Origin of the sequence: Nonlabens sp. SCSIO 43208, from assembly GCF_050703575.1 — a bacterium.
Classification (GTDB): Bacteria; Bacteroidota; Bacteroidia; order Flavobacteriales; family Flavobacteriaceae; genus Nonlabens; species Nonlabens tegetincola.
The window spans coordinates 1,853,594-1,876,330 of sequence record NZ_CP065365.1 but is presented as its reverse complement, the minus strand read 5'-3'; the positions used below and the strand labels follow the sequence as shown (position 1 = coordinate 1,876,330).

The window sequence follows — 22,737 nt, the reverse complement described above, 5'->3', positions numbered from 1 at the left end:
TACGCTTTCGCGAAAGCGTAGAAAATACTATCTAATTTATTTTCAGATACTTAAAATATCACAAGCTGATAAAATTTGTGTATTTATAGATTTCTGTATAGGTAATGTTGTATTAAAATTACAGCAGATAGTATAATTTAAATATCAACAATATAACCTGACAAACTGATATCGCGGTCCAATCCCAACTTTTTACGCAAACGATATCGTTTAATCTCAACACTACGAGGAGAAATATTGAGTAAAGGAGCAATCTCTTTAGAAGATAAATTCAACCTCAAATAGACACATAAACGTAGATCACCAGAGGTTAAATTAGGATGACGTTCTTTTATCTTTTTAAAGAAATCTTTATCAGCATTATTGAAGGCTTCCTCAAAGGTTATCCAGTCTTGTTTACTGTTCAGGTTTTTATCTACCAGATTACGTAGTGATTTGGTTTCGGTTGCTTCAGGTAATTTAGATAACTGCGACTTAAGTTCATTAAGAGTTTCATTCTTTTTGATCATTGCCATAGTTGCCACAGCCAATTCTTTATTACGTAGTTCAATGTCGCCTCTAAGTTTTGAATTACGTAACTCAACAATTCGTTTTTCATTCTCAAGGTTTTTCAACTCGAGCTCTTGCTGTTGCTTTTGAAGGGCTGCATTCTTTTTTCGCTTAAAATACCAAATGTAAAATCCATTTAATAAGCCAACTAATACGATTGTTAAGAGTACATAAATTACAATAGCAGTATTTGACAAATAACCTGGTCGTTGAATAGTAAAATTAAAAGACACAGTATCCTCAAGGACTGCACCATTTAAACGAGATTTAAGCTTAAAAGTATAATCTCCAAACGAAAGATTTTTAAGCTGTGTCGAGGCATTTGTTGACCAGGTAGACCATGATTCATCTTGTAATTTATAACTATATTCTACTTGATCTAAAATATTGAACGTAGGCACCGTATATCTAATGGATATCGTTCCTATATTATTATTAAAATCAACTCCATCAATTAAAGATCGGTATTTTTCTGAATTGTTATCCCTAGTAGCCACCGAAGTAATTACTGGTTTATAATATTCATCTGAAGAATTTTCTGTATTCAAACTTAAATAACCGAAGCTTGTTCCTAGCAGATAATCATCATTCCCAATATGATGAATATTTTCATATCCTATTTTTTCTCTTCTAAAATTATATTGAAATGGAATTTCCTTTATAGAAAAGCTACCATTAATATCCTCGGTATCTATTTGAAAAATATTATTTTGATTGAACATCCATAGCAATCCATTTTCTTCCACTAGCGATGCCGACGTGTAATTAATGTCTTCGACTATTTTACTGAGTTTAGCATTAGGCCTGAAATTAGAATCGGTTCGCTTTTTTACATGAACAGTTCCTCTTTTTGAGTATATAATATCTCCTTTGAAACTTATAATATCCGAACCAATTCCCTTTGGCAGGGTTTCAATTTTCTCAACTGATAATGCTGTGGTTAATGCGTCGTTTAAAGTTATCTTATAAACTCCTTTATATTCGTGATTAATAAAAACCGTATCGTCTGCATCAATGGCAATAGCTTTGGAACTGATCGAAAAGCCTTTAATTGGAGTTGACTCAAATCCAGACTCCTTACGTTCTAAAAGGTACAAACCTTTATAGCTACCAGATAAATACGTATTCTCCTTTATTTTTAAGGTCTTCCAAAAACCGGTTGAATTTGAAATTGGAGTTACTTTATCTTCTTCAACAACAAATAATCCAATATTATGATTACAGAATAATACACCATCAAGAAAGTCTAAACTCCAAACTTGCCCTTGTGTTCCTTGCACAAACTTGAAGTTATCATTCCCTTTTTTAATAAATAGACCTTGATTAGTACCAACGTATAAATTATCCTCTAATTTAAAAGCAGTATGAACCGTACCTAATACTCCTTTGTAATCGTTGAAAACAGAAACCCCTGAATTAGGTTGTATAGTACAAACGCCCTTGTCTAAACCTATCCATAGATGTTCTTTACTATCTTCAAATATGCTTAGACAGGTATTATTAAGCAAACCTAGTGCTTGATTTATTTGATAAAGTAATTCACCTTGCGGTGAAATAACCATCAATCCATTTGCTATAGTTCCCAAAGCTATACTACCATTTTTAAGAAGAATTGCATCATAAACAGCAAGTCCTTCATTTATAGCGATCGAAGTCTTATTTGTTATTTGACCATCTTCTAATTGAAGTATTTCACCTTGTGAGGTAATCGCCAGTAGCGTATTGTTTTGTGTAAACAATTGAACAAAACCTATTGTACCTATGGCAGTAGAAGGATATTTAAGAACTGATGCTCCATTCTCCAGTTGATACAAACCTTTATTAAGGACTTGAAAATAGTAGTTGTTTCCTGTTTTAAAAAACTTATGAATCACCTCATCACTTACAATAGGTTTTATTCCACCAGTTTCAATATTGTAAACATAGATATGTGATAAAGATTGAAAAAGAATTTGATTACCTGCAGATTGAATGCTCCAGAACTCCTCATCCTCTCCTAATTCAAGATTGTTTTTCTTGACAATAGAAGTGTATTCTAGAAGGCCTTTGTTATTCCTACTCCAATATCCAAAATCTCTATAACAACCTGTAAAGATGAGATCATCACGCACGTGAACAGACCTCATAATACTTTCATTAGGTGTTTTATAAAGGTTCCAGTGTGAACCATTATATTCTAGTAACCCTTGATTGTTTGCGGTATAGATATAGCCTGACCTATCCTGGGTTATCATCCAATTTTGATTACCTGCTTGATAAGTAACAGGATCAAAGTTTTGTATAGGTGGAAGTTCTTGAGCCCCTAAGAAGTGACTTATAATTAGAATAAATAGTAAATACCTCTGTATAGTTTTCAAATTTGGAGCACTTTACCCAAATGTAATTAAAAAAACTATACAATTTCTTCTCAGTAAGCTGTTGATGATAATCCTCGTGAGGAATCAACATACAACATCTTATTTATTGAAACCTTGAAGTTTGATGGCAGTGAGAACTTTTTTAGTGTATAGCGGGAAGTCAGCATTTTGTATCCAACTGTAATATCCTGGTTCTTGATTAAGGACATCTACCACTTTTTTACCGCGGTGTTTACCAAAATTAAAGCATTCCTCACCTTCCTTATTGTATACTATCATTCCAGCAAAATCGACAGATTTACGTTGGGTTGAAAATTCTGATAAATACTTAATATTATTTTCTAACTCAGGATATTTATCCAATTGACCTTTAAGCACTTCATAGGTGGCTATGGTATCAGCTTCTGCGCTGTGTGCATCGGTTAAATCTTTATTACAATAAAATTTATATGCTGCCACTAGGGTACGTTGTTCCATTTTATGAAATATGTTTTGGACGTCCACGGCATGTCTTTTTCCCATATCAAAATCTACGCCTGCACGCAGCATTTCCTCTGCCAGCAATGGTATGTCAAAACGGTTACTGTTATAACCAGCAAGATCACTGTCCTTAATGATATTGTTGATCTCGTGAGCTAGCTGCTCAAAGGTAGGTTCATCTTTTACCATATCGTCAGAAATACCATGAACAGCAGTGGTAGCAGGTGGAATAGGTATAGTTGGATTTACTCTATATGTATAGGTCTTTTCCTCGCCATCAGGAAATATTTTATGTATGGATATCTCTACAATTCTATCTTTAGAAATATTAACACCAGTAGTTTCAAGATCAAAAAAACAAATTGGCCTGTGCAGTTGTAATTGCATATAATTGTGATACGATTTTAAAATGAGGTAGGTTATTTATTACGCTTTCGCGAAAGCGTAACCATCAACTTTCAAGTAACTGGTAATTACACCATACCCTATTCCAATATGATTATTATTATTTTTACAAATATACCGGTTAACAATTTTTAGGCATGGTATATGCTTATTAAAAGTAAACAGATTCATGAAAGCATTATTAACAATTCTTACTCTCTTTTTTTTAGGTTCTCAACAAAATCCTCATGAAGGAATACTAATCACAATTAAAAAGGACCGTCGCAGCATTACCTACGTCGCAGAAAATATTACCGATAAGGATTTAGATTTGTTCTTTATGGTTAAAAGTGAAGGTTTTAGGCGTAGTGCAGACCGACCAATAATTAAAACCATTCCTGCAAAAGATAAGGTAGATCTAATTCAATTAATTCCTCTCAAAAATCGTAGAGACACCGTTCATACTTATACCGCTATCGTTACAAAACCAGAAAATAATTTGAATATCACAAAAGGTGATAGTATTTCATTAAAGACCAATCGAGCTGCAGAAAAGGTGAAAAAGAAAACATTATAAGGTAAATACTAGTAAGTAGTGACTGAAGCTACCTGCCAGAACGAATAAATGCCAAATTACATGGTTAAAATATAGTTTGTTCCAAGCGTAGAAAACTATTCCTACTGTAAAAAAGACTCCGCCAGCGATTAGATACGTAAGTTGATCCTCAGAAAACTCTCTAGTGACCGTGTCAATATCTAGGACGACTAACCATCCCATTACCAAGTAAAGTAAGCTGGAAAAGGCTTCAAATTTTCCTGTAAAAAACAATTTCCATATGGTGCCGAACAAAGCGATCGACCAGACAGCAATAAGAATGGTAGGCCCATTGCTATCCCATAAAACGGATAAACAAATAGGCGTATAGGTTCCTGCTATGGACAAGTATATAGCAATATGATCAGCTTTACGCAGTTTAAATTTCAGCTTACCAGGAATTACGTAATGATAGGCTGTGGATGCGGTGTATAAGAAAACTTGTGATACAAAATAAATTACTGTTCCCAGTTTTAAATTGAAATAATCAGTTTGATAATCTGAAAAAAGATAATAGATAGAAAAGGCTAGGAATAAAAGAATTCCTATCCCATGCGTTGCGACATTCCAATTTTCCTCTTGGGCGGTTTGAGCTCTTCCCACTAGAAATTGACTTTAGATAATTCTTGTTTTGCGGTATTGAACTCGTTTATCATATTTTCAACAACTTGTGCCGCTGGAATTATATCATCTATAAGTCCAGAAATTTGTCCGATTTCCAACTCACCTTCGTTCATATCTCCTTCAAACATTCCTTTTTTTGCCCTAGCTCTTCCTAATAATTGTTTAAGATCTTCAATACTTGGATTTGAGGTATATAACTCTTGAACATCTTGCCAAAATTTATTTCTTAATAAACGTACTGGGGCAAGCTCTTTTAAGGTGAGATGAGTGGCTCCTTCACCAGCATCAACAACTGCTTGTTTAAAAGACATATGGCTACTAGCTTCATGGGTGGCTACAAATCTACTTCCTACTTGTACACCATCGGCTCCTAAAGCCATTGCTGCAAGCATTCCTTGACCTGTGGCTATTCCACCTGCCGCCATAAGCGGGATATCAATAGCTTTGGCAACTTGTGGTATTAAAGTAAGCGTCGTACTTTCTTCTCTTCCATTATGTCCACCAGCTTCAAAACCTTCTGCAACTACTGCATCAACTCCAGCTTCCTGAGCTTTTAATGCGAATTTTACAGAGCTCACTACATGAACCACCTTTATACCAGCTTCCTTCAGAATAGGTGTATACGTTTTAGGATTTCCGGCGCTTGTAAAAACGATAGGCACTTTTTCTTCAATAATTATTTCGAGAATTTGATCCAAATCTGCATACAATAGTGGAATATTAACTCCATAAGGTTTATGAGTACTATTTTTAGTTTTTTGAATGTGTTCCTTAAGTACATGAGGATACATGGATCCTGCACCTAGTAAACCTAATCCACCTGCATTACTTACAGCACTTACCAATTTGTGACCACTTGCCCATATCATTCCACCTTGAATAATGGGATATTTAATATTAAATAATTCAGTAATTCTCCTAGGATTCATTATTGAGTATTAGTTTTTGTAAAAATAAGAATTGAAGTCTTTAACAGGATTATAAACTATAATAAAACACAAAAGCCAGGTAATTTATAACCTGGCTTATTTATAAAATCTGGAAGCTCTATTTTACTTTACGTCCATTAATTCAACGTCAAAAACAAGAACAGCATTTGGTGGGATTACTCCACCAGCTCCTGAAGCTCCATATCCTAAGTGAGAAGGGATAACTAATCTTGCTTTGTCTCCTACTTTTAATAGAGAGATTCCTTCATCCCAACCTGGAATTACTTGTCCCATCCCTAATGGAAAATCAATAGGCTGATTACGACTGTATGAAGAATCAAATACCTTTCCATTTGCAAGCATTCCTTTGTAATGTACACTTACAGTTTTACCTTTTTCTGCTTGTTTGCCTTCTCCATGGTTGATTATTTGATAACGCAATCCGCTTTCAGTTTTATTAAATCCAGCAGCGATCTCTTCTAATTCTTGTTCTGCTTGTTTTTTGGCTTGCTCTTCTCTTGCTCGAGCTGCTCCTTCAAATTGTCTAAAAGATTCTACTGCGTTAAACGCTTCGGCATTTTCACCTTGTCTTAAGATAGATACTTTTTTAATTTCATCTCCTTGTTCTATCGCATCAACTACATATTGACCTTCCATCACCTTTCCAAATACAGTATGCTTGTCATCTAACCAAGCTGTTTCTACATGTGTAATGAAAAACTGAGAACCATTTGTTCCTGGACCAGCATTGGCCATACTAAGAACTCCAGGACCATCGTGACGTAATTCTGGATGGAACTCATCATCAAATTTATATCCTGGTCCACCAGCACCTGTTCCTTGTGGATCACCACCTTGAATCATAAAATCAGGAATTACTCGATGAAATTTTAATCCATCGTAATAAGGTGTTCCTTGAGGCTTTGCCTGATTCTCTATATTACCTTCGGCTAGTGCCACAAAGTTTCCTACAGTTCCAGGAGTTTTGTCATAATGTAATTGCACCAAAATTTCTCCTTTGGTAGTATCAAATTTTGCGTATAATCCTTCTTGCATTTCTAAATTTTTATAGTTGCAAAGATACGTTGTTCAATTAAGTAATTCTTTGAGATTTCTACTTTGGAAAGATGAGTAATATTAAGTATTTTACATACCAAACTTTTAAACCAACCAAATTATGACAAGAGCAGAACAACTCGCATTCTGTAATCAATGTGTAAATCGTAAAATGGATCTTGAAAAAGGTATGCTATGTAGCTTTACTAATGAAAGGGCAAATTTTGATCCAGTTTGCGAGAAATATGAAAAGGACCCGACCTACATAAATCGTACTACACCAGTAGAAGCTGGATTACAAATCACTTCACAACAATTCGAAAAACTTAAAACAGAACAAAATTTACCTCTTGGAATAACAGCTGCATTGATCACAGGAATAGTTGGTTCTATTTTATGGGCTCTAATCACAAATTCAACCGGTTACCAAATAGGTTACATGGCTGTGGCAATAGGGTTTGCAGTAGGGTTTGCTAACCGTGTTGCTGGAAAAGGCGTTGAACAATATTTTGGAATTATTGGAGCTTCAATTGCATTATTGAGCTGCGTCGTTGGAAATTTTCTCAGTATTATAGGAATGATAGCAGATAATGAAGGTTTAGGTTACATGGAAACATTAAACCTATTTGACTGGTCATTATTTTTTCCAATAATGGCAGAAACCTTTAGTGTTATGGATATATTATTTTATGGTTTTGCGGCTTACGGAGGTTATAAATATTCTTTTAGGAATTTAGAACCTGAGGATTTATAATAATCTAAATTGTAAATAAAACAGCCGCTCGTTGAGCGGCTGTTTGTTATTATTGAGACTTTCTTTCAAAGAAAACTCCATTATCGAATGCATCGTCCTCATCTGGGAAGTGACCAAAATCTTGATTTGTACCGCTGTTTCTATATGGATTAACATATCCTCTAGCAGCAATTAACTTTCCACGACGGTTGTAGCGCACATCAAGTCCACCTACTCTACTTAACCAACCTCTTGTATAATCTACTCTTATGTTTCCTACTTTTCTTACACGTCCACGAGAATCATAGAAAATACGAGTATTTCCAATTTTAGTGACCTCACCGTATCGATTATATCTTATTAAGTTATTTCTTGTAGCGACTCTTCTTCCTCTTATTCTGCGATCGCTACTACGGATACCTGCGTCAAATGATAATCTACCTGTAGGAGATATTGCATAATCCACTCCTCGATGATTAAAAATAACTGCTTGTGAATTACGTATTCTACGGTTATGATTTTCAAAATCATGACTGTCACTCTTATTGATTTCAAAAGCTGAGGCATAGTTCAAAGACATTAAACCTAGTGCCATAAATAGTAATACTTTTTTCATGATTTTTATGTTTTAATGATGCCTACTCTATAATGATTTTCGGCTTCCTCTATTAATTGGATTTCAAAAGCCGTGCCAGTTAGGTTTTAACTATCCAAAGGAAATTATAACGAACTGATTAATAGATAAATAAAAAAGCTTTAAACAGATTTGTTTAAAGCTTTAATACACAATAATTTATGTTTTATAACCCTAATTGGCTACTTCACTTATAAATTTTAATCGATATAATCTCAATTCTTCCTCTTCATAGTCACCGTCAAATTCATCCATAGCCACATCAATCTTATCACTTTCTGATTCTAGGAAATAATCGTGAAGTTCTTCTTGTTGATCTTCATCAAGCATTTCATCAATCCAATATTGAATATTTAATTTTGTACCACTATATACGATACTTTCAAGTTCACCTATAAGCTCATTCATCTCCATTCCCTTTGCACTAGCCATATCATCAAAGCTTAATTTACGGTCAATGCTAGTGATGAAGTAAAGTTTATTTCCAGATTTTGAACCTGTACTTTTAATTACAAGGTCATCTGGTCTTGTAATGTCGTTATCTTCAACATATTTTGATATCAAATCAATAAAAGGCGTACCGTATTTACGAGCCTTACCTTCACCTACACCATGAATATTTGCGAGCTCTTCCAGAGAAACTGGATATTTCGTAGCCATGTCATCAATGGAAGGATCTTGAAAAACAACATACGGTGGTACGTTCTTTTGTGCCGCTACCTTTTTACGTAAATCTTTTAGAAATTTGACAAGTTGAGTATCAACAGCACCGCCTTTTCCAGAGCCAATTACCTTATCATCACTTTCACTATAACTATGATCATCGGTCATCATAAAACTTGATCCAGAAAGTAAAAATTCTTTACCTTCTTTCTTCATTTTTAAGGTACCATAGGATTCAATATCCTTACGTATATATCCTGCAACCATTATTTGACGTACCAGCGCCATCCAGTAGTTTTTATCTTTATCCTTACCACTACCAAAAAAATCATGTTGATCCAATTTATGACTGCTTATCATGGCATTAGTTTTACCCTTGATAATATTGACTATGTCTTTGGCCTTGTATCTTTCACCAGCATCAGAAATTACCTTGAGTAATTTTTTTACATCCTCAACGGCTTCTTTTTTAGGTTTAGGGTTTTTCATGTTATCGTCCATGTCACCGCCTTCACCTGTTTGTGGATCAAACTGCTCTCCAAAATAATGAAGAATAAATTGTCTGCGGCTCATGCTAGTTTCTGCATAGCTTACCATTTCTTGAAGTAATGCATGACCGATTTCTTGTTCAGCAATCGGTTTTCCCGACATGAATTTTTCTAACTTCTCAATATCTTTATAAGAGTAGTAGGCAAGGCAGTGTCCTTCACCACCATCTCTTCCTGCACGACCAGTTTCTTGATAGTAAGATTCTATACTCTTTGGTATATCGTGATGAATTACAAAACGTACATCAGGTTTATCGATTCCCATCCCAAATGCAATTGTCGCGACTACTACATCAACGTCTTCCATAAGGAACATGTCTTGGTGATTTGCTCTTGTTTTTGCGTCGAGCCCTGCATGATAAGGAACTGCTTTTATACCATTAACTTGCAGTACTTGGGCAAGCTCTTCCACCCTTTTACGAGATAAACAATAAACGATACCAGACTTACCGTCATTTTGTTTAATAAATCTAGTAATATCTGCATCTACTTGAGCTGTTTTAGGACGTACTTCATAGAATAAGTTAGGTCTATTAAAACTTGCCTTAAAAGTGGTAGCATCTGTTATTTGGAGGTTTTTTAAAATATCCTCTTGCACCTTTGGAGTTGCTGTTGCCGTAAGACCAATAATTGGAATGTTAGCTCCTATTCTATCAATGATTTTACGCAGGTTGCGGTATTCAGGTCTAAAATCATGACCCCATTCACTTATACAGTGCGCTTCATCTACCGCAAGAAAAGATATTTTTTGCTCCTTGAGAAATTCTACATATTCCTCTTTGGTCAGTGACTCTGGTGCTACATACAACAATTTACATTCACCACTAGTAATATCATTCATTACACGTTGAACATCTGTTTTTGATAGTGAACTATTGAGTACATGCGCTACTCCATCACTATCAGAAACTCCACGTATTGCATCAACCTGATTTTTCATTAAAGCTATCAATGGTGATACCACGATTGCGGTACCATCTTGCATAAGTGCAGGTAACTGATAACATAATGATTTACCACCACCGGTAGGCATAATGACAAAGACATCATTACCATTAAGTAGGGTCTTGATTACATCTTTTTGTAATCCACGGAATTTATCAAATCCAAAATATTTCTTGAGGCTTTCTTCTAGAGAGACTTGTGTTTCTGCCATCCGGCGCTTGTGTTTTTGTTATCTTTGTAAGCTAAATTTACGACTAAATTAGAATATTTCAAATTACTATTAAATCTTATCACTCTTGGATTTAGAAAATAAAGCTCTTGAAGCTGCAAAAAGAACAGTAAGCATTGAGGCACAAGCTGTTAATAATTTAATAAATAGTATTGATTCCGCTTTCGCGAAAGCGGTATTATCCATACATAATTCAAACGGTAGGGTCATCATTACTGGAATAGGTAAAAGCGCTATAATCGCGCAAAAAATGGTAGCTACCATGAACAGTACTGGGACACCAGCTATTTTCATGCATGCCGCTGATGCTATACACGGTGACCTAGGAATTATACAGAAAAATGATGTTGTTGTGTGCCTATCAAAAAGCGGTAACACTCCAGAAATAAAAGTACTTGTTCCACTAATAAAGGATTTTGGCAACCTTTTGATAGCAATTACTAGTCATAAAGATTCCTTTTTAGGTAAGGAAGCAGACTTTATCCTACATGCTCCTATTGAGGAAGAGGCTTGTCCCAACGGCCTTGCTCCTACTACCAGTACAACTGCTCAACTAGTTATAGGTGATGCTCTTGCGGTAAGTCTGCTAGAATTAAAAGGGTTTAGTGATAAGGATTTTGCAAAATATCATCCAGGTGGCGCTTTAGGTAAAAAACTTTATTTAAGGGTTGATGATCTTGTTTCTCAAAATAAAAAGCCTGAAGTATCTGCAAGCACTAGTTTACGTGAAGTGATCATTAATATTTCAGAAAACATGCTAGGGATGACGGTTGTGACTAGTGAGTCTAAGGCTATAGGTGTTATTACTGATGGCGATTTAAGAAGAATGCTCACTAGTGGTCGTAATATAGACGATTTACAAGCTCACGATATAATGAGCGATCACCCTAAAACTATCGATACAGATGCGATGGCAGTTGAGGCTCGAGAAACTATGGAGGAATACAATATTTCTCAACTAGTAGCTACCAATAACGGTGAGTACGCAGGTGTTGTCCATATTCATGATTTAATAAGAGAAGGTATCTTATAACATGGCTAGAAAAAAAGTAGACCCTAACAACATGTCATTTCTTGATCACGTAGAGGAATTGCGATGGGCAATTATAAGATCTATAGGTGGCGTGCTCTTAATGGCAATTGTTGCCTTCATTTTTAAAGACGTAGTAATCGACGGTGTTCTTCTGGGACCTAGTAAAAATGATTTTATCAGTTACCAGAAATTTTGTGAGTTTGCTAAATGGCTAGGATTTGAAAGTGAATTTTGTGATCCTAATTTAAATTTTGCTACTCAAACCAGAAAAATGCCTGATTTATTCAGTGCTCACATTTGGACTTCGATTACGGTAGGATTTATAACCGCTTTTCCATGGATTTTATGGCAGTTTTGGAATTTTATCTCTCCAGGGCTTAAACCAAATGAACGTAAATATTCTAAAGGGTTTATCATCGCAAGCTCATTACTGTTCTTTACTGGTGCATTGTTCGGTTATTATTTGATCGCTCCGTTATCAGTGCATTTTCTAGCTACCTATGAATTATCAGAACTTATTAAGTTTGAACCTGATTTAAATAGTTATATAGGTTTAGTAAGAGCCTGTGTTCTTTCCTGCGGAATCATGTTTGAACTACCTATAATCGTGTACTTTTTAACCAAAGTAGGATTGTGTACACCACAAGCTATGCGCAAATACCGCAAGTTTGCACTAGTAATTGTCCTAATCGTTGCTGCTGTGATAACACCACCTGATATTCAAAGTCAGATAATAGTTGCTATACCTGTGTTAATTTTATACGAGTTAAGTGTTTTCATATCTATGTTTGTACTTTATAGACAACGTAAAAAAGTAGCCTAATAAGGCATTTAATTTTATGAGTAATATTGTAGAAGAATTCAATAGTTATCGTGCCAAAATGAACGATGCTATTCTTGAAGATAACAATAAAGTTATCAAACGTATTTTTAATCTAGACACAAACGCCTTTACTGAAGGTGCCTTGGACAAGAAGACTAAAGAACTTTTAGGTCTAGTAGCAAGTACTGTTTTAAGATGTGACGACTGCGTGCGCTATCATTTACAAGCTAGTAAAGAAGCTGGTCTTAAAAAAGAAGAAGTTGTTGAGGCTTTGTCAATCGCAACCTTAGTAGGCGGTACCATAGTCATTCCACACTTAAGACGTGCCTATGAGTATTGGGATGCTCTAGAACAAGAAAACTAAAAAACAATAACGTTTTTATTTAAAGGTCTGTGATGGTTCACAGGCCTTTTTTTATTAAGATTTAATGAGCCAATCTTCATTTTGAACTGTAGAAAACCCAACAATACCATAATCTATATCATACCATATTTTATTCACATTAATCGCAATATTGGTATGTGAATCAACATATTCTAATGTTGTACCTGAGTTGATTTCAACTACACGATAAAACGTTCTCTCACCAATGGTCATCACTTGTTCGGGTTGGTCAAAAAAACCATTAAGCACTACTCCATCAGTAAATTGCGTTGCATTATTATTATAGCAGCTGAATAGTAATTTCACATTAAAGTTGCCAAATCTTGAGAAATCTGCAACGTAAGCCAGAGTAGTTTCAAAACTAGTTCTAGGATCGTCTATTGTGAAATGAATGGTTGAATATTCCGTTTGATATCTAGGTATTGAATACCAGCCGGTAGTTCCTCCTCGCTGACTAATTCCTTTATTTACTCTTTGAACACAAGCTTGTAGTTCTAATTCATCATCATTTACAAATGATATGCAATCACCTACATCGTAAACATTTTTTACAATGAGGTCCTTTTGTTCTTCATCAGACTGGTACACTGGTCCATAAAGTCTAACATCTTTAATTTCACTTTCCTCATGTACTTCTTCACAAGAAGCAGCAAGTATCATAGTAAAGCATAGCAACAATAGAATTTTAAAGTAATTCATAATAAATGATTTTCAACCAAATTAGTTGAATTATAGACTTTTATATGATGTATTCTACAAATTGTTAGAAATTAAACTTGTAAAAATTACAAATGATAATAAAAAAAAGGTCTGTGATTGCTCACAGACCTTTTGTAATTATTTGAACGCAGTTTTTAACCTAATTCTTTCGCTCTTCTTTTACGTTCATTCTCATCAAGGAAAATCTTACGTAGTCTAATGAAGTTAGGTGTTACCTCTACATACTCATCTTTTTGTATGTATTCCAGTGCTTCTTCTAGAGTGAATTTAATCGGCGGAGCGATTTTCACCTTATCATCTGCACCTGCACTACGCACGTTAGATAATTTTTTAGTCTTTGTAAGGTTAACGACAAGATCATCTGCTCTTGAATTTTCACCTACCACTTGACCTGTATAAATCTCTTCACCAGGCGCTATAAAAAACTTACCGCGATCTTGAAGTTTATCTAATGAATAAGGGATAGCTGTACCTTTTTCCATAGAGATTAACGATCCATTGATACGACCTGGAATTTCTCCTTTAAATGGTTCAAATGCTATAAAACGGTGATTCATAATCGCCTCACCAGCTGTCGCAGTAATTAACTGATTTCTTAATCCTATGATACCTCTAGATGGAATTTTAAATTCAATAACCATACGATCACCTTTAGGAGTCATACTAGTCATTTCACCTTTTCTCATAGTAACCATTTCAACAGCTTTACCACTAACGTTTTCTGGTAAGTCAATGGTAAGTTCTTCTACTGGCTCACATTTAACACCATCTATCTCTTTGATGATAACCTGTGGCTGCCCGATTTGAAGCTCATACCCTTCTCTTCTCATAGTCTCTATAAGAACCGATAAGTGTAACACACCACGACCAAAAACCATAAACTTATCAGCGCTATCTGTATCTTGCACTTGCAGAGCAAGATTCTTCTCAAGCTCCTTAGTTAAACGGTCTTTAATGTGCCTAGAAGTAACAAATTTTCCATCCTTACCAAAAAATGGTGAGTCGTTAATAGTAAATAACATACTCATTGTAGGCTCATCAATCGCTATAGTTTCCATAGCTTCAGGGTTTTCATAATCGGCGATAGAATCTCCAATCTCAAAACCTTCTAAACCTACAACAGCACAAATATCTCCTGCTTGAACTTCGGCTACTTTGGCACGGCCCATTCCATCAAATACGTTAAGCTCTTTGATTTTAGACTTCATCTGGCTACCGTCACGTTTACACAAGGTTACTTGCTGCCCTTCTTTAAGAGTACCTCTAGACACTCTACCTATCGCAATACGACCTGTATAACTAGAGTAGTCTAATGAAGTAATAAGCATTTGAGTAGTACCTTCACTCACTTTAGGAGCAGGTATGTGCTCAATTACCATATCAAGTAACGGCTCGATAGAATCTGTTTGATCTTGCCAATCGTCACTCATCCAGTTATTTTTGGCACTACCATATACCGTTGGGAAGTCCATTTGCCATTCTTCGGCACCTAATTCAAACATCAAGTCAAATACTGCCTCGTGAACTTCGTCTGGTGTACAGTTTTCTTTATCTACTTTGTTTACAACTACACATGGTTTAAGTCCCATGTCAATTGCTTTTTGAAGAACAAAACGAGTTTGAGGCATTGGACCTTCAAAAGCGTCAACCAGTAACAAAACCCCATCGGCCATGTTTAGAACACGTTCTACTTCACCACCAAAATCGGCGTGACCAGGAGTATCGATAATATTAATTTTAGTTCCTTTATAGGTTACCGAAACGTTTTTTGCAAGAATGGTAATACCACGCTCACGTTCTAGGTCATTATTATCTAAGATTAATTCTCCAGTAGATTCATTCTCACGAAAAATCTCACAATGGTGTAAAATCTTGTCTACCAGGGTAGTTTTACCGTGGTCAACGTGTGCGATAATCGCGATATTTCTGATGTCTTTCATTATAGTACCTTAATTTCAGGCTGCAAAAGTACTCTTATTTATTGGTTTTTAGGCTTTTTATTTTTATTGCAGTGTTAATTTGTACTCGCTTTCGCGAAAGCGTAGTTGACTATTTACTTTATTTGATCTTAAAAGTTAAAGTTGGAAACGAAAAAATAACCCGTTAATCTAATTTATAACAAAAGTTAAATTTATAAGCAATATTATTCCTACTTTTAATCACCCCTAAAATTTCTTACCCATGAAGTAGGAAATTTTGGGGTTATATTTTTTAATACAATTATTACCAAAAGAAAAAGCGACCCGTAAAGGCCGCTTTGAATGTTTTCACAACGGAATAATCCTTATTGTGAATTGCTTTCAGTTTTGTAAAGATATAAATAACTAACCATTATATGAAAAAAATTTTAGGACTAGATTTAGGAACAAACTCAATTGGATGGGCACAAATTCAACTTGATTTAAAAAATAAAAAAGGGCAAATTGATGGAATGGGTGTACGAATCATTCCTATGGATGGAAAACAGCTAGGTGCTTTTGATGCAGGTCAAACTATTTCTGCTACAGCAGATAGAACTCAATATCGAGGTGCAAGAAGACTTTATCAAAGAGATAATTTACGTCGTGAGCGTTTACATCGCGTTCTAAATATTTTAGAAATGCTTCCCAAGCATTACGCCAGTAGTATTGATTTTGAAAAGCGGTTAGGTCAATTTAAACCTAATACCGAGATGAAACTACCTTATATTAAAAATGATGACGGAAATCATTCCTTCATATTTCAATCTTCATTTAACGAAATGATAAATGTTTTCAAGGCGCATGGACACGACATTAAAATACCATACGATTGGACGATTTACTACTTACGACAAAAAGCTTTAACAAAAAAAATAGAAAAAGAAGAACTGGCGTGGATTTTACTCCACTTTAATCAAAAGCGTGGTTATTACCAGTTGCGAGGTGAGGAAGAAGAGGTTTCAAAAAACAAATGTGAAGAATATTATGAGCTCTTAGTGTCAGAAGTCGAGGAAACAGATGATAAAAATGCCCGTGGTACTTGGTACAACGTAATTCTTGAAAATGGCTGGATATATCGTCGCCAAAGCAAAGATTCTTTACTGGAATGGAAAGGGAAGAAAAAAGAATTCATTGTAACCACTACTTTGGAAAAAGATGGCTCAATAAAACTTGATAAGGAAGGAAATGAGAAACGTAGCTTCCGTGCTGTAGATTCAGAAAAAGACTGGATTGCAATAAAGAAAAAAACAGAAAATAATATTGAAGCTAGCAAAAAAACGGTAGGACAATACATTTTTGAAGCGCTATTGAAAGACCCCAAGCAAAAAATACGAGGTAAATTGGTCAAAACTATCGAGCGTAAATTCTACCGTGAAGAATTAAGGCAAATTCTAAAAACACAGCTAGATAAACATTCTCACTTGTTTAATGAGAAAACTTTCGAAAAGTGTGTAAATGAGTTATATCCCAGAAATGAGGCACACGCTCAAACACTTCTAGCTTTAGATTTTGCACATTTCTTCATCAATGACATTATCTTTTATCAACGACCGCTAAAAAGCAAAAAATCATCTATTGCAGATTGCCCCTACGAAACACGAGTATACATTAATAAAGACGGTGAACACATCGAGCAACATTTAAAGTGTATACCTAAGTCAAATCCTATTTTTCAAGAATTTCGTTTGTGGCAATTGATACACAATCTTAAAATATATCAGAGAGAAGGCAAGGTAGACGGCAAACCAGCTGTTGATATTGATGTGACAAGTAATTATCTACAAACTCCAGAAGAATACGCATCACTTTATGAACAGCTTAATGAAAAAGAAGATATAAATCAAAAACAGTTTCTCAGTCTTTTCAAATTAAAAGAAGACATACATCGCTGGAACTTTCCTGAAGACAAAAAATATCCTTGTAATGAAACGGCAAGCGTCATTAAAAAAAGGCTAGATAAAGTTGACGGTATTCAAACCATTCAAATCGCTACAAACGATTTTATCAAGCAATTATGGCATATTATTTACTCAGTTTCCGATAAGATAGAATATAGTAAGGCAATAGCGACCTTCGCTAAAAAGCACCATTTGCCAGTAGAAAGTTTTGTAGAACAATTCAATCGATTTCCTCCATTTCCAAGTTCGTACGGTGCCTATTCTGAAAAAGCTATTAAAAAACTGTTGCCTATGATGAGAATGGGTAAATTCTGGAAAGAAAGTAAATTATCTCATAGAGTTAAAATAAGAATAGAAAGTATTGTTGAACGCCTCGAGTCTTTAGATTATAACCTTGACAAATTAGAGTCGGTTGCAGATGATGATGTGCCAAGACGTTTATTAAAAGCTTTCTCCAAAGCGAAAAACAAGAAATACCCTTATCAAGGATTGAATACTTATCAAGCCTGCTATGCAGTTTATGATAGACACTCAGAAATAGGTAACATCGTGCAATGGAGACAACCAAAGGACATTGATAAATTTTTAAAAGAGTTTAAACAACATAGCCTACGCAACCCAATTGTGGAGCAGGTTGTGCTAGAAACTTTGCGTGTAGTACGTGACATATGGAAATACTATGGTGAGAAAGAATTGCGTGATGGCAAGGATGTTTATAAAAAACCTTTTGATGAGATACATGTGGAATTAGGTCGAGAAATGAAAAATGACAAAGCCACTCGTGAACGTCTTTCAAAAGCAAATACTGAACGAGAAAATACCAATGATCGTATAAAGGCATTATTGGAAGAAATTAAAAACGATCCAAATGTTAAAGACGATGTTCGCCCATACTCTCCATCTCACCAAGAAATCCTAAAAATTTATGAAGATGGTTTGTTTACAAGTTTAAAAGAAGTAGATGAAGATATTGAAAAAATACGAAGGAATAGTAAACCTACTGCTGCAGAGATTACAAGATATAAATTATGGCTAGAACAAGGCTATGTATCTCCTTATACGGGTCGAATTATACCTCTTACCGAATTGTTTTCTACTGATTATCAAATTGAACACATCATCCCACAGTCGCGCTATTTTGACAACTCTATGAACAATAAGATTATTTGTGAAAGTGCTGTCAATGAAGAAAAAGACAACAGAACGGCTTACGAATTTTTGAAAAACAATGGTGGTGCAGTGATAGATATGGGAAAAGGTAGAACGGTCAAACTTTTCTCATTGGAACAGTATGAAGAGCACTGCCAGTCGTATTTCAAAAAAAACAAGTCAAAACTAGAACGATTATTAAGCGAGGATATACCAGAAGGGTTTATCAATCGTCAACTCAATGATAGTAGATACATCAGTAAAATTGTAAAAGGCTTATTGAGTAATATCGTACGTGAAGACGGAGAGCAAGAAGCGACTTCAAAGCATTTGGTACCAGTTACTGGTGCCATAACATCAAAGCTAAAACAAGATTGGGGTCTCAATGACAAATGGAACGAACTTATTGCACCACGTTTTAAACGCCTCAATCAGATGACTCAAAGCAATGATTTTGGTTATTGGGATGATAAGATTAACTCATTCCGCATTCAAGTCCCAAAAAAAATTGAACGTGGATTTAGTAAAAAACGTATTGACCATCGTCACCACGCCTTGGATGCCTTAGTTATTGCATGCACCACTAAAGATCACATCAACTATATCACATCGCTTAATACACAACGCAAAAACAATTCATTGGTAAGTAAGTTGAGAGAAACTGCGAAAATTATTGATAAAAATGGTAAAAAACGTACTGTTGCAAAGCATTATAAAAAACCTTGGAATGGATTTACCGCACAAGCGAAAGCAAGCTTAGAAACAATCGTTGTGAGTTTTAAAAAGAATAATCGAGTTATTAATAAGACTAACAATAAAACGTGGCAATGGGTTACAGAAAGCGGGCAATTAAAAAAGAAATTGGTAAAGCAAACCAAAGGTAACAATTGGGCAATACGCAAGCCAATGCATAAGGAAACCGTCTCCGGAAAAATAAATATGAACACCCCAAAAGGTAAAATTGCCACAGCAACTAGAGTCAATCTCGCCGATTTGCAAACTCGTAAACGACTCGAATCCATTACCGACATTAGCATTCAGAAAATTTTAAACAATCACCTTAAAAATTATGTAGATGATAAAGGAAATGAAAACTTTGAATTAGCTTTCAATCAAGATGGTGTTGATGAATTAAACAAAAACATCCAACAATTGAATGGCGGCAAACCTCATCAACCTATCAAAAAAGTACGACTTTATGAAATAGGTGTAAAGTTTGCCATAGGTGAGTCTGGACAAAAATCAACAAAATTCGTTGAGGCTGCCAAGGGCACCAATCTATTCTTTAATATCTATTGGGATATAAAAAAACAAAAACGAACTTTTGAAACCGTTCCCTTAAACGAGGTGATTGTACATCAAAAACAAGTGGCTCACTTACCAAAATCTGAACGAACAGAGGTGCCCATTGATAATTCTAAAGGTAATTTCTTGTTTTCCTTAACGCCAAACGATTTGGTTTATGTTCCAAATGAAGAAGAACAGGTAAATTCAGATTTGGTCGATTTTCAAAGATTAACTTCAGATCAAACTAAGCGGCTATTTGTTGTTAATGATTTTTCTTCTGCTATTTATTTTTCACCGATTCATCATTCCAAAGCAATAGCACCAAAAGAAGTAGATATGAATTTAAACCCTAAAACAGGAAAAATTTCTGGCTCATATGATGACAAGACAGCAAGTATAAAAGGAATACAAATAAAAGAGATCTGTTGGAAACTAGTAGTTGATAAACTAGGGAATATTAAAAAGGTAATCCAATGATCAAACGCACTATCTTTTTCGGTAACCCAGCATATTTGAGTACTAGGAATGAGCAATTGGTAGTTGGTTTTCGGGAGTGCGAGAATAAAGAAGATAAAACCATACCTATTGAAGATTTAGGATTTATAGTCCTTGAACATCCGCAAATCACAATCACTAATGGTTTAATAAGAAAACTAATCGAGAATAAAACAGCTGTAATCACCTGCAATGCACAACACTTACCTACAGGGTTTTTGCAACCTCTTCAAGGTCATAGCGAACAAACAGAACGTTACAGGCATCAACTTAATGCAAGTATACCGCTTAAAAAGAATTTATGGCAACAGACCGTTATCGCCAAAATTAAAAACCAAGCATTACACTTTAAACGTTTAGGTAAAAACCCATTGCGTCTCAAAAGATATGTCAAAGAGGTAAAAACAGCCGATCATGATAACCAAGAAGCGCTGGCAGCTGCTTTTTATTTCCAGAATTTGTTTGATATACCTGACTTCTCTAGAAATCAAAAAGGAATAGCCCCAAACAATTTGTTGAATTATGGTTATGCCATTTTAAGAGCTGTGGCCGCTAGAGCCTTGGTCAGTTCTGGTTTGTTGCCTTCCGTAGGCATCTTTCATAGCAATAAGTACAATGCCTATACCCTAGCAGACGATGTGATGGAACCCTATCGTCCATTTGTTGATCAGGTAGTTTATGACATTGTAGAGACAGGAGCTAATATCGAAAACTTGACCACACAAATAAAAAGTGAACTCTTAATGATACCTGCCTTAGACGTAAAAATAGATGGCAAGATGAGTCCGCTCATGAACGCTATGAGCAGAACGACCAATTCACTTTGGGAATGTTTTTACGGCTCTAGCCGTAAAATACTATACCCTGAAATGTCTTTACACTTTGCAGATGTATGATATCACAATTAGATCGTTTAAACGCGTATAGAACTATGTGGGTACTGGTATTCTTTGATTTACCTACGGAAACACGCCTAGAGCGTAAAGCTGCCAGTGGTTTTAGAAAGCGATTGCTGGATGACGGGTTCAATATGTTCCAATTCTCAATCTACACTAGGTTCTGCCCCAGTAGAGAAAATGCAGCAGTGCACATTAAACGAACTAAAAACAACCTTCCAAAAAAAGGAAAGGTCTGTATCATGCAGATAACCGATAAACAGTTTGGGATGATGGAATTATTTCACGGCAAAAAAGAAGTAGAAAAAGAAACAGGTAGCCAACAATTGGAGTTATTTTAGAAAACTATAATGTAAGGTCTAGCGTAGTCGAGACCTACAAATAGCTCCAAAAAAGACATTTCTGTGCAATCCCATAAAACAAACATACCCAGCGATTTGCGCTGGGTATGTTGTCAAAGATCATTAAAAATCTGAATCTGAAAGCAATTCACAACTAGATTGTTGCATAACGTCTATCACCTACTGTTGTCAAAGATCATTAAAAATCTGAATCTGAAAGCAATTCACAACATGTAGTCGCAACTACGATTATACTTTAACGTTGTCAAAGATCATTAAAAATCTGAATCTGAAAGCAATTCACAACAACGTTACCGCAAGGGATATTCAGTCCTGGTTGTCAAAGATCATTAAAAATCTGAATCTGAAAGCAATTCACAACTAACTATCGTAGTTTATAGAACCGTTAAGAGTTGTCAAAGATCATTAAAAATCTGAATCTGAAAGCAATTCACAACTTGCGACAATAACACTTTTGAAGGTTTTTAGTTGTCAAAGATCATTAAAAATCTGAATCTGAAAGCAATTCACAACAAAGTTCCTCTTGCAGTTTAGCTGGGTTAAGTTGTCAAAGATCATTAAAAATCTGAATCTGAAAGCAATTCACAACAGATGTTTTGTTTTCTTTTTGTAAATCATTGTTGTCAAAGATCATTAAAAATCTGAATCTGAAAGCAATTCACAACGTGCTAGGATTATTAATATAACAATACCTAGTTGTCAAAGATCATTAAAAATCTGAATCTGAAAGCAATTCACAACTTACCGTTCAAAACCCATTCTTTACCACGTGTTGTCAAAGATCATTAAAAATCTGAATCTGAAAGCAATTCACAACTAATCGAGAAACATTGCAACGAGTAGTGATGTTGTCAAAGATCATTAAAAATCTGAATCTGAAAGCAATTCACAACATGATTGATAGCCTCTTCTCTTTCACAAACGTTGTCAAAGATCATTAAAAATCTGAATCTGAAAGCAATTCACAACAATGTTTCTATTATGTATGTAGAAGTTTTAGTT

Annotated in this window: 18 protein-coding genes and 1 CRISPR repeat array (1 of these 19 running past the window's edge); of the genes, 8 read left to right on the top strand and 10 right to left on the bottom strand. The window is 35.0% G+C overall.

The genetic code is table 11. The features are described from left to right. Positions 1-137: 137 nt before the first annotated feature. The 3 genes from I5168_RS08530 to I5168_RS08520 all read right to left on the bottom strand — a co-directional run bounded on the left by I5168_RS08530 (position 138) and on the right by I5168_RS08520 (position 3,962). Positions 138-2,906, bottom strand: a complete 2,769-nt coding sequence (locus tag I5168_RS08530) for a helix-turn-helix transcriptional regulator (protein WP_431471505.1) — start codon at positions 2,904-2,906, stop codon at positions 138-140. Between the two features lie 99 nt (positions 2,907-3,005). Beyond that, the gene (locus tag I5168_RS08525) at positions 3,006-3,773 is read right to left on the bottom strand and encodes a 3'-5' exonuclease (protein ID WP_042280296.1); all 768 of its coding nucleotides are present in this window, start codon (positions 3,771-3,773) and stop codon (positions 3,006-3,008) included. A gap of 39 nt (positions 3,774-3,812) precedes the next feature. After that, positions 3,813-3,962 carry a hypothetical protein gene (locus I5168_RS08520; protein WP_167342180.1) on the bottom strand — a complete coding sequence of 50 codons (150 nt, stop codon included), beginning with the start codon at positions 3,960-3,962 and terminating at the stop codon, positions 3,813-3,815. Between I5168_RS08520 and I5168_RS08515 the strand changes: the two genes are divergently transcribed. After that, entirely contained in the window at positions 3,961-4,347 is a 387-nt protein-coding gene (locus I5168_RS08515; RefSeq protein ID WP_431471504.1) for a hypothetical protein, read from the top strand. The genes I5168_RS08520 and I5168_RS08515 overlap by 2 nt on opposite strands. On the opposite strand, the gene trhA is transcribed toward I5168_RS08515, so the two are convergent. The 3 genes from trhA to I5168_RS08500 form a co-directional block, all read right to left on the bottom strand. After that, entirely contained in the window at positions 4,342-4,968 is a 627-nt protein-coding gene (gene trhA, locus I5168_RS08510; RefSeq protein WP_105019230.1) for a PAQR family membrane homeostasis protein TrhA, read from the bottom strand. The two genes, I5168_RS08515 and trhA, sit on opposite strands and share 6 nt — an antisense overlap. Continuing rightward, a complete protein-coding gene (locus I5168_RS08505; RefSeq protein ID WP_431471503.1) occupies positions 4,968-5,918 on the bottom strand; it encodes an NAD(P)H-dependent flavin oxidoreductase in 951 nt (316 codons plus the stop codon). The genes trhA and I5168_RS08505 overlap by 1 nt, the downstream gene beginning before the upstream one ends. 123 nt (positions 5,919-6,041) lie before the next feature. Beyond that, positions 6,042-6,974, bottom strand: coding sequence for a peptidylprolyl isomerase (locus I5168_RS08500; protein ID WP_431471502.1), 933 nt, complete (start codon positions 6,972-6,974; stop codon positions 6,042-6,044). A gap of 121 nt (positions 6,975-7,095) precedes the next feature. Here I5168_RS08500 and I5168_RS08495 point away from each other — a divergent pair, with 121 nt between their 5' ends. Then, entirely contained in the window at positions 7,096-7,728 is a 633-nt protein-coding gene (locus I5168_RS08495) for a hypothetical protein (protein ID WP_431471501.1), read from the top strand. 49 nt (positions 7,729-7,777) lie between these two features. Here the strand turns inward: I5168_RS08495 and I5168_RS08490 are convergent, their stop codons facing one another. Beyond that, the gene (locus tag I5168_RS08490; protein ID WP_167342184.1) at positions 7,778-8,323 is read right to left on the bottom strand and encodes a hypothetical protein; all 546 of its coding nucleotides are present in this window, start codon (positions 8,321-8,323) and stop codon (positions 7,778-7,780) included. A gap of 192 nt (positions 8,324-8,515) precedes the next feature. Then, positions 8,516-10,708: a DNA helicase RecQ gene (recQ, locus tag I5168_RS08485; RefSeq protein ID WP_060524644.1), complete on the bottom strand. Its 2,193-nt coding sequence runs from the start codon at positions 10,706-10,708 to the stop codon at positions 8,516-8,518. Between the two features lie 85 nt (positions 10,709-10,793). On the opposite strand from recQ, the gene I5168_RS08480 reads away from it, so the two are divergent. From I5168_RS08480 to I5168_RS08470, 3 genes are read left to right on the top strand one after another with little or no spacing between them, the layout of a single operon-like run. After that, the gene (locus tag I5168_RS08480; RefSeq protein WP_167342185.1) at positions 10,794-11,759 is read left to right on the top strand and encodes a KpsF/GutQ family sugar-phosphate isomerase; all 966 of its coding nucleotides are present in this window, start codon (positions 10,794-10,796) and stop codon (positions 11,757-11,759) included. 1 nt (position 11,760) lies between these two features. After that, positions 11,761-12,582, top strand: coding sequence for a twin-arginine translocase subunit TatC (gene tatC, locus I5168_RS08475; RefSeq protein WP_042280304.1), 822 nt, complete (start codon positions 11,761-11,763; stop codon positions 12,580-12,582). A gap of 16 nt (positions 12,583-12,598) precedes the next feature. Then, entirely contained in the window at positions 12,599-12,946 is a 348-nt protein-coding gene (locus I5168_RS08470; RefSeq protein ID WP_060524643.1) for a carboxymuconolactone decarboxylase family protein, read from the top strand. Between the two features lie 54 nt (positions 12,947-13,000). Here I5168_RS08470 and I5168_RS08465 read toward each other — a convergent pair whose 3' ends face one another. After that, on the bottom strand, positions 13,001-13,666 hold the full coding sequence (locus I5168_RS08465; RefSeq protein ID WP_431471500.1) for a hypothetical protein: 666 nt from the start codon (positions 13,664-13,666) through the stop codon (positions 13,001-13,003). 155 nt (positions 13,667-13,821) lie between these two features. Beyond that, positions 13,822-15,627 (bottom strand): translational GTPase TypA, encoded by a 1,806-nt coding sequence (gene typA, locus I5168_RS08460; protein WP_042280309.1) that lies wholly within the window; start codon positions 15,625-15,627, stop codon positions 13,822-13,824. Between the two features lie 395 nt (positions 15,628-16,022). Here typA and cas9 point away from each other — a divergent pair, with 395 nt between their 5' ends. The 3 genes from cas9 to cas2 are packed head-to-tail and all read left to right on the top strand — an operon-like array spanning position 16,023 to position 21,714. After that, entirely contained in the window at positions 16,023-20,459 is a 4,437-nt protein-coding gene (gene cas9 / locus I5168_RS08455) for a type II CRISPR RNA-guided endonuclease Cas9 (protein WP_431471499.1), read from the top strand. After that, a complete protein-coding gene (cas1, locus tag I5168_RS08450) occupies positions 20,456-21,373 on the top strand; it encodes a type II CRISPR-associated endonuclease Cas1 (RefSeq protein ID WP_431471498.1) in 918 nt (305 codons plus the stop codon). Before cas9 ends, cas1 begins: the two co-directional genes overlap by 4 nt. Next, complete coding sequence (cas2, locus tag I5168_RS08445) at positions 21,370-21,714, top strand: CRISPR-associated endonuclease Cas2 (protein WP_431471497.1); 345 nt, start codon at positions 21,370-21,372, stop codon at positions 21,712-21,714. Before cas1 ends, cas2 begins: the two co-directional genes overlap by 4 nt. Before the next feature lie 109 nt (positions 21,715-21,823). Continuing rightward, a CRISPR array of direct repeats spans positions 21,824-22,737; the repeat unit is 46 nt; unit sequence GTTGTCAAAGATCATTAAAAATCTGAATCTGAAAGCAATTCACAAC; it runs 804 nt beyond the window's last position.

Coding starts and splice junctions, on each gene's coding strand:
- I5168_RS08525 (WP_042280296.1), bottom strand. CDS start 3,773: ATGCAATTACAACTGCACAGGCCAATTTGTTTTTTTGATCTTGAAACT.
- I5168_RS08515 (WP_431471504.1), top strand. CDS start 3,961: ATGAAAGCATTATTAACAATTCTTACTCTCTTTTTTTTAGGTTCTCAA.
- I5168_RS08520 (WP_167342180.1), bottom strand. CDS start 3,962: ATGAATCTGTTTACTTTTAATAAGCATATACCATGCCTAAAAATTGTT.
- I5168_RS08505 (WP_431471503.1), bottom strand. CDS start 5,918: ATGAATCCTAGGAGAATTACTGAATTATTTAATATTAAATATCCCATT.
- I5168_RS08500 (WP_431471502.1), bottom strand. CDS start 6,974: ATGCAAGAAGGATTATACGCAAAATTTGATACTACCAAAGGAGAAATT.
- I5168_RS08495 (WP_431471501.1), top strand. CDS start 7,096: ATGACAAGAGCAGAACAACTCGCATTCTGTAATCAATGTGTAAATCGT.
- I5168_RS08490 (WP_167342184.1), bottom strand. CDS start 8,323: ATGAAAAAAGTATTACTATTTATGGCACTAGGTTTAATGTCTTTGAAC.
- recQ (WP_060524644.1), bottom strand. CDS start 10,708: ATGGCAGAAACACAAGTCTCTCTAGAAGAAAGCCTCAAGAAATATTTT.
- tatC (WP_042280304.1), top strand. CDS start 11,761: ATGGCTAGAAAAAAAGTAGACCCTAACAACATGTCATTTCTTGATCAC.
- I5168_RS08470 (WP_060524643.1), top strand. CDS start 12,599: ATGAGTAATATTGTAGAAGAATTCAATAGTTATCGTGCCAAAATGAAC.
- I5168_RS08465 (WP_431471500.1), bottom strand. CDS start 13,666: ATGAATTACTTTAAAATTCTATTGTTGCTATGCTTTACTATGATACTT.
- typA (WP_042280309.1), bottom strand. CDS start 15,627: ATGAAAGACATCAGAAATATCGCGATTATCGCACACGTTGACCACGGT.
- cas9 (WP_431471499.1), top strand. CDS start 16,023: ATGAAAAAAATTTTAGGACTAGATTTAGGAACAAACTCAATTGGATGG.
- cas1 (WP_431471498.1), top strand. CDS start 20,456: ATGATCAAACGCACTATCTTTTTCGGTAACCCAGCATATTTGAGTACT.
- cas2 (WP_431471497.1), top strand. CDS start 21,370: ATGATATCACAATTAGATCGTTTAAACGCGTATAGAACTATGTGGGTA.